The sequence below is a fragment of the Paenibacillus sp. LjRoot56 genome (assembly GCF_964253335.1).
Lineage (GTDB): Bacteria > Bacillota > Bacilli > Paenibacillales > NBRC-103111 > Paenibacillus_E > Paenibacillus_E allorhizoplanae.
In genome coordinates this window covers 1406256-1417068 of sequence record NZ_CAXURV020000001.1, presented here as the reverse complement: position 1 = coordinate 1417068, position 10813 = coordinate 1406256, and the positions used below count along the sequence as shown (strand labels likewise).

Sequence of the window (10813 nt, the reverse complement as noted above, 5' to 3'; positions counted from 1 at the left end):
ATGGTCATAATATAAAATCCTTTGTTTATTAAGTTCCATTGTTCTAATCTACTAATTTTATATATTAACATCCAATTATCGTTATACAACGAAATCATGAAACGTGACAGCGCTAGGAAATCCAGCACAGTGACTCGAGCCATGCAGCAAGTCTCCATCACATACATGGTCTTCGATATCCTTTATTTGAACGGAGATTGGTTACTACATTTGAGCCTGAAAGAAAGACAAAATAGGTTAGCATCCATCATGAAGCCGAACCACCTAGTCCAACTCGTCACCAATCATGATGATATGGAAGCACTATTTGCCATTGTGGAGCAGCATGAATTAGAAGGCATTGTGATAAAGGACCTGACAAGCAGTTATGTCATCAACGGTAAGGATAAGCGATGGCTGAAGAAAAAAATTTTCAAGGATCTCTATGCCGTCGTAAGCGGTGTTACCTATAGAGGCAAAATCGTGAATTCCCTTTTATTAGGCTTGTATGATGATCAGGGGCAGCTATGGTATATTGGCCATGCGGGTACTGGCAAACTCACCGTGAAGGACTGGCAACATGTCACCGATCTGGTTCAAAGCATGACAACGCAAGAGCGTCCCTTCATCAACGAACCTGAAAGGTCGAAAGAAGCGGTATGGATAACCCCACAACTCGTTGTGAAAGTTAGCTTTATGGAATGGACACACAACAAAACATTGAGACACCCGAGCATACAATCTTTCATGAAAATGGATGTAAGCTTGTGTAACTTCAATCAAAATTAGTTTTGTTGAAGCGAATCGGTTATACTTGAAACTAATCTTATATTTAGTTGCGTTATGGAGGAGCCTGTCACCAAGGGCTCCTTATGTTCTTTTTCGACATAAGGAGTCCTTGGTAGGGCTCTTTTTTTATGCAAAAAAACAAACAAATACCGACATTCAGGAGGATCTAGAACTATGGAACAGCAAGCAATCTTGGCAATTGGCATTTTTTCACTTACGTATGGCATGATCATCACCGAAAAAATACATCGCACTATCGTAGCAATGATTGGCGGTGTCCTAATGGTCGTTATTGGAGTTGTTGATCAAGGTTCCGCTTTGCATCATATTGATTTCAATACACTGGGACTCTTAATTGGCATGATGATTATTGTAAGTATTACGGCAGAAACAGGATTGTTTACGTATATCGCATTATTAGCAGCAAAGAAAGCAAAGGGTGATCCTGTCAGAATTCTGGTATCACTCGTACTTATTACAGCTATTGGTTCTGCTTTCCTTGATAATGTGACAACCGTATTGCTCATGGTACCTGTCACCTTCAGCATCACCCGCCAATTGCGCGTTAATCCCGTCCCCTACCTCATTACACAAATTTTGGCATCTAATATCGGCGGTACTGCAACGCTGATCGGGGACCCACCCAACATCATGATTGGAAGTGCGGTTAAAGAGTTAACTTTCATGGCCTTTATAACTAATCTTGCACCTGTTGTCGTCATCATCATGGCGGTCACAATTCCGATCTTCGTTATCATTTTCCGCAAGCACATACAAACTACGCCTGAGCTAAAGATGAGTATGATGCAAATTGACGAAAAAAAAGTAATTACAGACCGTAAACTGCTAACCAAAAGTCTTTCCATTCTAGCACTTACCATAATCGGGTTCTTTCTTCACCAGCTGCTGCACCTTGAATCCGCGACAGTAGCCTTAGCAGGGGCATTTCTGTTACTGCTACTGACTGGGGAACATTCGATGGAAAAAGCTTTCAACAAAGTTGAATGGTCGACGATTTTTTTCTTTGTTGGACTTTTCATCTTGGTGTCCGGCTTGGTAGAAACAGGCGTAATTTCTAAATTAGCTGCTAGGGCCGTAGAATTGACGGGAGGTAATCCGATTGCAACGTCGATGTTAATCTTATGGCTCAGTGCGATCGCCTCAGCATTTCTAGACAATATCCCTTTTGTGGCAACTATGATTCCTATGATTCAGGAAATGGGTACGATGGGCGTGGAGAATTTAGAACCGCTTTGGTGGAGCCTGGCATTAGGTGCTTGTCTTGGAGGTAATGGAACACTTATAGGAGCAAGTGCTAACTTGATCGTCGCCGGCTTGGCTGCAAAAGAAGGACACCCCATCAAATTTATTGCTTTTATGAAATATGGTTTTCCACTTATGCTAGTCTCCGTTGGGTTAGCCAATATTTATATGTATGTTAGATATTTTATGTAAGGAAGAAGAACCCCCTCAATAGGGAGTCCCTCGGTTCCTCTATGTAATACTATTTTAAGTTTTTTATTCATTGTCAAATTTTTATCTATATACAGACATCCATAAATTTGAGATATTTACAGCGTCGTTTATTTATCAGTCGATCTGGAGGCTCTCATGATTTATTTAGCTATTATCATCTTTTTACTTACGATTACCTTCGTCATTTGGCAGCCCAAAGGCTTAAGCATTGGTTGGTCAGCATCAGCAGGAGCTTTGCTTGCCCTCGCTTTCCAAGTCGTTTCGCTGCAGGATGTCGCCACAGTTACTGGCATCGTGTGGAACGCCACGCTCACTTTTGTTGGTATTATTTTGATCTCCATTATCTTAGACGGGATCGGTTTCTTTGAATGGTCTGCGCTCCACATGGCACGCTTGGCCAAAGGAAATGGAAAGCGCATGTTCGTCTACGTAATCCTGCTCGGGGCAGCGGTTTCCGCCTTTTTTGCGAACGATGGTGCGGCCTTGATTCTTACGCCCATCGTATTGGCTATGGTCAGAGCTATGAAATTGCCGGATGCCGCCATTCTCCCTTTTATTATGGCAAGCGGCTTTATCGCGGACACCACGTCACTTCCATTCATCATCAGCAATTTGGTAAATATTCTTTCTGCTGATTTTTTCGGAATCGATTTTGTCACCTATGCAAGTCGTATGTTCGTAACCAGTCTGTTCTCGTTAGGCGCAAGCTTGCTGGTTCTCTACCTTTTTTATCGCAAGCAAATCCCTAAAAGCTATGATATCGCGGAGCTGAAACGCCCTTCGGAAGCGATAAAGGATATGAATTTGTTCCGTTTGTCTTGGTGGATTCTCGGCATCTTATTAGTTACCTATATCTGCAGTGGATTTATCCAAGTGCCTGTTTCCATACTCGTTGGGACAGCCGCTATTGCCTTCCTCCTCATTGCCAGAACGAGCGACGCGGTGAATACGAGAAAGATTTTGAGAGAAGCTCCATGGGCAGTCGTTATCTTCTCCATCGGGATGTATGTGGTCGTCTATGGGCTTAAAAATGTCGGACTTACGGATGCGCTTGGAGAACTTATCGATATCATTTCTGGTGAAGGGCTCTTTGTTGCCACGATAGGTATGGGCTTCCTTGCCGCGTTCCTTTCCTCGATTATGAACAATTTGCCGACTGTGCTGATTGATGCTTTAGCGATTCAAGGCACTCAAACCGAGGGTATCCTCCGAGAAGCCTTGATTTATGCCAATGTCATCGGGACCGATCTGGGGCCTAAAATGACGCCTATCGGCTCGCTAGCCACCCTGATCTGGCTTCATGTGCTTGCCAAAAAAGGAGTAAAAATCACGTGGGGCGGTTATATGAAAGCTGGCGTAATTCTGACGATCCCTACCTTACTCATCACGCTAATCGGTTTGTACCTCTGGTTGCAGGTTATCTCCTAATTCGCAGTCTGGCTTTTGTAGTGACTCCGTTTGAGAACCACTCGCCTAGGAAATAATTGTGAATAAAAGCTTAGAAGGAGCGATTCCAAGCCTATGGCGTTTAAAGCAGAGAAAGCCAAGCTTCTCGTGGAAGGCAACGAGTTGACGATCACGAATCCGAATAAGCCGCTATGGCCTGATTTAGGCATCACAAAAGCGGATTATTTGACGACATTAAGTGAGCTCTCGCCCTACCTCCTACGTTACTGCCGTAATCGCCATCTAACGACGATTCGATTTCCACATGGGTATGATGATAAGTCTTTTTATCAGAAAAACGCCCCCGATCCTGTGCCTAGCTTCGTTAAGCTAGCCCCGCTAGATGGCATTAACTATGTCAATTTGGACTCCTTGTCTACCCTCATTTGGCTCGGGAATCTGACTTGTTTGGAATTTCATCCTTCCTTCCATTACATCGGGAAGACAAATCCTGCAGAATGGCTGATTGATATCGATCCAACTTTGGAGGAAGAACCTCGTATCATGGAGGCTGCTCTTATCATTGGGGAAGTGCTCGATTCGCTGCGTATTCAGTCGGTTCCCAAAACATCTGGCGCAACAGGCGTACAAATTTACATTCCAATTCAACCTGGCTATACGTTCGAAGAGCTCCGAAGAGTTGGACATTTCATCGCAACCTACACCGTTAACATGTACCCGAAGCTGTTTACCATCGAGCGCTTCAAGAAAAATCGCGGTGATAAGATTTATATCGACTACCTCCAGCATTGGTATGGAAAAACACTATCTGCTCCCTATACGCCGCGTGCCAGAAAAGACGCAACGATCTCAACTCCTTTACTTTGGAAAGAAGTAGAGCTTCGTCCAAGCATTAGCGAGTTCAATCAACTAACCATCATGAGTCGATTACGAACATACGGGGATCTCATCGATCGTGTTCCACCTCAAAATTTGAATGCTATTTTAGCTAAATTAAAAGAGTAGTTCTAATTAGAACTACTCTTTTTCATCAAAATAAAGGGGATAACAATCGCGCAATTCTTTCTTTTCTTTTTTCACCAGACGACCTCAGCTCAAATTCAGTTAATGTAACTTCCGTACTTTCCTTTAAGTCCATCTCAAAATCACTCTCTAACCGGGAAATTACATGCCTATCAAACATCACGGCATTCAATTCGAAGTTACTGAAAAAACTACGCATATCCACGTTGGCTGTACCCACCGTCGCCATGATGTCATCCACGATAATAACTTTGGCATGAATAAACCCTTTCCGAAACATATAGAATCGAACGCCTACCTGCAATAATTCCTGTAGATAGGACTTTGACGCATATTGGACAATGACAGAATCCGCTTTGAAAGGAAGAATGATGCGTACATCTACACCACTGATTGCTGCAGATTTAAGAGCCATCGTGATGCTCGGATCGGGAATGAAATAAGGCGTTGTTATCCAAATTCGATTCTTCGCTGCGATCAAGCCCGCAAAATACATTTCCTGAATGGCATCCCAGCTGGCGTCAGGACCACTAGAAATGACTTGAACGATCGAAGGCTCCTGTTCGGAATGAGCTGGATAGTATCGCTTTTCCCCCAATCTTTCTCCACTAACGAAAAACCAGTCTGTCAGAAAGGTGCGTTGTAAATCATATACCGAGTCTCCATGCAGCATGATGTGCGTATCTCGCCAGAAACCAAGCTTAGGGTCCCCGCCAACGTATTCATCCCCAATATTAATGCCTCCAACGAAACCAACCAAGCCATCAACAACCACAATTTTGCGATGGTTCCGATAATTCAACCGTTTTTCAAAGAAAGCAATCAATGGCTTTAGGAAAGGTTCAACAGCAATACCCGCCCGCTTCAATGAAGTAATGTAAGCTTTAGAAAGCGCGTGACTCCCAACACCATCGTAAATAACCCTTATAACTACCCCTTCCTTCGCTTTCGAAATCAATGCATCTTGAAATCTCCTGCCTATTGCATCATCGCGAATCGTATAAAATTCGAAGTGAATATGATCTCTGGCCTTCCCTATCGCCTCAAGCATCGCTTCGTATGTCACGTCGGCATTCGTCAGTACGTCAACCCGGTTTAATACGGTAATCGGTGCATGAGGCACATGACGCAGCCAATCTCGCAGACGCTGTTCTCCCAGCAAGAAGCTGTCTTCTCCTTTTTTGGAATCTATACTGCCACTATACGGAGCACCCTGGAGCTTTTGTTTATCCGTACTATCACTGCTATGACCATGAACTTTCTTCCGCCGTACGTATTCCCTTGCAATGAAATAATACATTAGAAATCCAATAATTGGTAAAATAAATAGAATGCTTAGCCATGCTACTGACTTGGCAGGCCTTTTATATTCACAAATTAAAATCGTAGCTGCCTGAAAAACAAATAACACCAGTAATAGAATGATCCATATCAACAACACCAGCTCCTATCCCTACATCTGCATGCTGAGATAGCTTTTGCCAAGGCCTTCGCCGCTATACCTTTACTTTCCAACAAAACCTCTACAAATAAAACTTTCCAACTTTCGTAATAAAATCCTGCTGTTTCGCAGAACATAATCTACGCATTCTAATTTCTTCAACTTGATCGTGGCAGGAGGTGCCTCTCGCTTGGCCAAAACACCTAACTATTTGATGAAAAGCATCCTGCAAAGTCGTAAAACGACACCTTCCAGTGAAGGTACCCCTCCTTCTGATTTGGATCAAGCTCTCGATATTCCGTTTATTGAGGACCTTAAACAAACTAAACTCTCGCTGCTACTCGATGAGAATCATAAATTTATTAAAGACATGTTTCAGGAATGCTCCGATGTCGTTGTCAGAGAATTTGAGATTGACCCTCATATCCCAGCCCTGCTTCTTTTCGTAGATGGCCTAACCAATACACAGCTTCTGAACGATACGATGAAATCACTCATGCTGATCGGAGGCGGTGAAACCTCAATTGAGCGAATTGCTAATGTCATTCTGCCGGTGTCACAAACGCAGATTTCCGATAACTATGGAGACTTGCTGACCTCTGTTCTTGGCGGTGATGCTGCGTTGCTCGTTGAGGGGAACGCGAAAGCCATTCTACTCGGGATCCGTGGGACAGAGAAACGTTCCGTTGGAGAACCGGAGACCGAAACAGTCGTGCGCGGACCTAAGGAAGGTTTCGTAGAAAGTATCCGTACGAACACCTCCATGATACGCCGCAAGTTAAAGACACCTAAACTCAAGATGAAATCGATGTGTGTAGGCAAAGAAAGCAATACGAATCTTGTCGTTTGCTATATGGATGACTTAGCTATGCCTTCATTAGTTGAAGAAGTCGTCAAACGTCTAGAACAGATCAAGATTGATGCCATTCTCGAATCAGGCATGATTGAAGAACTCATTCAGGACGACGCCTATTCGCCATTCCCGCAAATTCAATATACAGAACGCCCTGACGTGGTCGCATCCGCCTTGCTCCAGGGAAGAATTGCCATCCTTACAGACGGCACCCCCTTTGCTCTCATCGTTCCTTTCGTATTCATTCAAATCATGCAAACGAGCGAGGACTACTATGAACGATTCCAGATTAGCACGCTCTTACGCTTGCTTCGTTACGTCTTTATGTTTCTGTCGTTAACGACACCAGCGCTTTATGTCGCTATAACAACGTACCATCAAGCACTACTACCAACAGCATTGATGCTCAGCGTAGCTGCCTCTCGGGAAGCTATTCCGTTCCCATCCGTCGTTGAGGCCTTCATTATGGAAATCACATTTGAAGCCCTGCGAGAAGCTGGCATCCGACTTCCCAAAGCGGTTGGCTCCGCTGTCTCCATCTTAGGTGCGCTCGTTGTAGGACAAGCTGCCGTCCAAGCTGGGATTGTATCGGCACCTATGGTTATTGTCGTCTCAATCACTGGTATCGCATCCTTCACCATTCCGCGATTTAATGGTGCGATTGCAATTCGAATGCTGCGTTTTCCTATTCTCATTGCCGCATCCATTTTCGGATTCTATGGTATCTTTTTCTCTTTAATGATCCTGATCGGACACATGGCAAATCTCCGCTCCTTTGGCGTTCCCTATTTATCACCTGTCGGCCCCTTATCCGCTAAGGATCTGAAAGATGTTCTGATCCGTGCGCCATGGTGGCAAATACAGAAGCGTCCCGAGTTTATGGCTGTTCAAGATAACACGAGTCAGAGCAGTGAACTGTCCACGCAGATCAAGAAAGCTGGAGGCTTAGATGGCAGTAACATAAATCATGTACACAAAGCCAGTAAGGAGGAGCAATCAAATAATGATACATCCTAAGCAGCGCATTGGGATGGTGGTAACCTTAACCTTACTACTCTCCACCACTCTACTAACCGGTTGTTGGGATCGTACGGAGACCAATGACGTCGCATTTGTACTTACTTCATCAGCTGATTTAGAGGATGACGGTAGATATCGCGTTACTTATATGTTCCCTCTCCCCGGTTCCATGGGTGGAGCTAGCGGCGGCGGTGGCGGCACCGCTGGAGGTAAAAGCTATTACATCGATTCCGAGGTCGGGACCACCTTCCGCGATGCAGTCAGCAAGCTTCAAACGCGTATGTCTAGACGCATCTTTCTCTCACACCGCAGAACGATCGTCATTGGCGAAAAACTAGCGGAAGCTGGCATCAATTCCTTGTTCGATGTTCTTCCGCGTTCACCTGAGAATCGGATGACGAGCTACTTGATTGTAACCAAAGGCAAGGGCTATGACCTTCTGAATACGGAGCCGAAGTTCGAGCGTTTTCCTGCTGAAGTCATTCGTGAATTAACCAAATCTCGCAATGCCATGCCTACAACAATGAAGGATGTTGGTATATCTTTAAGCTTTAATAGTGATCCAATCATGAGCTATTTGGAACCTCGTGATAGTCAAGTCTCGAAAGAGCCTTCCCATGAAATCCAATTCATTGGATATGGGCAATTCAAAGGGGATAAAATGGTTGGCATTTATAAAAAGAAAGAAGCATCTGGGCTTTTGTGGCTCCGAAATCAAGTGAAAGAGCAGCAGCTCACGTTCTCCATAGAGGAAGGCAAAAATATTTCCATTGCAGTTATCGGCGGCAAGACAGCCATAACACCTAAGCTCCTGGAGGACAAAGTTTCGTTCGACATTATCGTAGATGCTCGTGGAGCTGTGCGAGAGGACCTATCTGATGAGGATTTGTTCAATTCCGATATCCTTCACAAGATTGAAACCAAGTTCGCAGAACAAATCAAACTATCCATACTCGCAACGATTAAACAGATGCAAAAGGAAGGCACTGACTCGGCTCAGCTTGGACTCATGGTCTGGCGAACATATCCTCAGAAGTGGAACGAGCAATTCGGTAAGGATTGGGAGCGCTATTTTAAAGAAGCCGAATTCAATATTGTAGTGAAAGCCTCTATTCCTGATACCGGTGTGATTAACCACAACGTAGCCAAAGGAGGGATCTAGTCGATGGATGGGATCTTTGTCATCAGCTTTCTCATCATGTTGATCGGGTCCTTCCTCATGGATCGCAAAGTGCTCCGTCGGGCGAAAAAAGGGAACAAAATAACCTATGGTCTAACCATTGGAATAATTCTTCTTTTTCTCACCATGAAATATTTCCACATGAGTATACCGATGCCCGCCTATTTTTTCGTCCAAAAGGTTTCTCCATGGCTCATCCGAGTTCTTGGCATATAAGTAGAAAGGTGGTGTTTATCATCGATAATAAGCAAGTTATTAACCAACGTCAGCTCTCATGGCTAGCTTCTTCCATAGTCACCAGCGGAGGCATCCTCACGCTACAAAATGAATTAATTCGCATTAACCAAATGGATGCTTGGTTCAGCTATTTAATTTCCATTCTTTATGTATTCCTGGTTGCTGGTTTCTTTGGTTATATCGTAAAGCTATATCCTAATAAGAACATTTTTGAAATTTCCAAAGAAATAGTAGGTCGATGGCTCGGCACCTGTATCAATCTACTCATTTTGTTTCATTTCTGGCAGATTGTCGTTCGTGATATTTCCTCCGTATCTAGATTTAGTTCTACACTTTTACTACATACAACACCTTTGGAAATTCTAATATTACTTAACTGCTTGTTACTTATTTATTTCGGAAAAACAAGTGTAGAGGTCATAGCACGTGTAAATGACCTGTTCTACCCCCTTTTCGTTATAACAACGATGTTCATGCCACTGCTCTTATCAAGCGAATTCTTTCTGCGACTCACGACGCCTTTACTAACGATGCCACTTCAGAATTGGACGGCAAGTTCCATTCTGACGCTCGGGAGTGCTGGTGATATTTTCATTCTCGGCGCCTTTCTTCATATGCTGTCCAATGCCAATCACGTTCGATCGGCCATTCGACATGGCTCCTTGCTTGGTTTTTTTATACTTACACTTATGCTCTTCTCTATTATTGCTGTGCTCGGCCCTAAGATGCCTGCAAACTTCTCATACCCTAGCTATAATCTGGTTCAAACGATTCATCTCACTGATTTTCTAGATCGACTTGATCTTGTCATGCTAATGATCTGGTATCCAACGGTTGTGTGTAAAATAATCGCCATTTACTTGGCACTCCTGCTCGGCATTAGCTCCCTTTTCAATGAGCGAAACTATCCGATGATCAACAAACCTATCGCATTGCTAATAGCACTAAGCACATGTCTTTCTTTCAAAAGTACCACCGAGCTGTTCTCCTTTTCCAACTTTAGCTCACCCGTTATTGTTCTGGCATACCAGCCCTTCATTATGGTCCTACTTGTTGGAATCGGGTATCGGAAGAAACAGAAATATCCGAATGACTTTCCCGATTCCTCTGGAGGAACTCATGTAAATAAAGATCCCAAACAAAATTCAGGCAAACTTAGCCAACGTATGACTTACACACAATGGCTCTGGGGAGGAAATCTAGTTTTGGTCAGTTGCGTTGCTTTTGTTCTAATTGGTCTTATGTTAGGCGAGAAATCTACGATGGTTGGTATGATTTGCGCGATAGGCTTCGGCAGTTGTTTGCTCCTGGCAAACTTAAGCACCTATATGGAACTTACCAAGCTGAAACAAGCCGAAGACAGTAAGTAATTTGAACGGATACCGTGAAATTCTATTTGGAGGAATGC

9 protein-coding genes are annotated in these 10813 nt (G+C 43.8%); 8 read left to right on the top strand and 1 reads right to left on the bottom strand.

Annotated features, from left to right (window positions below; translation table 11 throughout):
* Positions 1-96 precede the first annotated feature (96 nt).
* The 4 genes from ACSQ8O_RS06380 (at position 97) to ligD (ending at position 4656) form a co-directional block, all read left to right on the top strand.
* Positions 97-768 (top strand): ATP-dependent DNA ligase, encoded by a 672-nt coding sequence (locus ACSQ8O_RS06380; RefSeq protein WP_436240889.1) that lies wholly within the window; start codon positions 97-99, stop codon positions 766-768.
* Between the two features lie 174 nt (positions 769-942).
* On the top strand, positions 943-2223 hold the full coding sequence (locus tag ACSQ8O_RS06375) for an SLC13 family permease (RefSeq protein WP_436240888.1): 1281 nt from the start codon (positions 943-945) through the stop codon (positions 2221-2223).
* Positions 2224-2379: 156 nt separating this feature from the next.
* On the top strand, positions 2380-3672 hold the full coding sequence (locus ACSQ8O_RS06370; protein ID WP_436240887.1) for an arsenic transporter: 1293 nt from the start codon (positions 2380-2382) through the stop codon (positions 3670-3672).
* A gap of 93 nt (positions 3673-3765) precedes the next feature.
* Entirely contained in the window at positions 3766-4656 is an 891-nt protein-coding gene (gene ligD, locus ACSQ8O_RS06365) for a non-homologous end-joining DNA ligase (protein ID WP_436240886.1), read from the top strand.
* A 25-nt stretch (positions 4657-4681) separates the two neighbouring features.
* On the opposite strand, the gene cls is transcribed toward ligD, so the two are convergent.
* Entirely contained in the window at positions 4682-6109 is a 1428-nt protein-coding gene (cls, locus tag ACSQ8O_RS06360; RefSeq protein ID WP_436240885.1) for a cardiolipin synthase, read from the bottom strand.
* A gap of 376 nt (positions 6110-6485) precedes the next feature.
* On the opposite strand from cls, the gene ACSQ8O_RS06355 reads away from it, so the two are divergent.
* Genes ACSQ8O_RS06355 through ACSQ8O_RS06340 form a run of 4 tightly spaced genes read left to right on the top strand, consistent with a single transcriptional unit; the run spans position 6486 to position 10775 of the window.
* Entirely contained in the window at positions 6486-7985 is a 1500-nt protein-coding gene (locus ACSQ8O_RS06355) for a spore germination protein (RefSeq protein ID WP_436241955.1), read from the top strand.
* Complete coding sequence (locus ACSQ8O_RS06350; RefSeq protein ID WP_436240884.1) at positions 7972-9150, top strand: Ger(x)C family spore germination protein; 1179 nt, start codon at positions 7972-7974, stop codon at positions 9148-9150. Before ACSQ8O_RS06355 ends, ACSQ8O_RS06350 begins: the two co-directional genes overlap by 14 nt.
* Before the next feature lie 3 nt (positions 9151-9153).
* Positions 9154-9384: a hypothetical protein gene (locus ACSQ8O_RS06345; RefSeq protein WP_436240883.1), complete on the top strand. Its 231-nt coding sequence runs from the start codon at positions 9154-9156 to the stop codon at positions 9382-9384.
* 11 nt (positions 9385-9395) lie between these two features.
* Complete coding sequence (locus tag ACSQ8O_RS06340) at positions 9396-10775, top strand: GerAB/ArcD/ProY family transporter (protein WP_436240882.1); 1380 nt, start codon at positions 9396-9398, stop codon at positions 10773-10775.
* The last annotated feature ends 38 nt before the right edge of the window (positions 10776-10813 follow it).

Excerpts from the sequence above, each read along its gene's own strand:
- ACSQ8O_RS06380 (WP_436240889.1), top strand. The coding sequence starts at position 97 with ATGAAACGTGACAGCGCTAGGAAATCCAGCACAGTGACTCGAGCCATG.
- ACSQ8O_RS06345 (WP_436240883.1), top strand. The coding sequence starts at position 9,154 with ATGGATGGGATCTTTGTCATCAGCTTTCTCATCATGTTGATCGGGTCC.
- ACSQ8O_RS06375 (WP_436240888.1), top strand. The coding sequence starts at position 943 with ATGGAACAGCAAGCAATCTTGGCAATTGGCATTTTTTCACTTACGTAT.
- ligD (WP_436240886.1), top strand. The coding sequence starts at position 3,766 with ATGGCGTTTAAAGCAGAGAAAGCCAAGCTTCTCGTGGAAGGCAACGAG.
- ACSQ8O_RS06355 (WP_436241955.1), top strand. The coding sequence starts at position 6,486 with ATGTTTCAGGAATGCTCCGATGTCGTTGTCAGAGAATTTGAGATTGAC.
- ACSQ8O_RS06350 (WP_436240884.1), top strand. The coding sequence starts at position 7,972 with ATGATACATCCTAAGCAGCGCATTGGGATGGTGGTAACCTTAACCTTA.
- ACSQ8O_RS06370 (WP_436240887.1), top strand. The coding sequence starts at position 2,380 with ATGATTTATTTAGCTATTATCATCTTTTTACTTACGATTACCTTCGTC.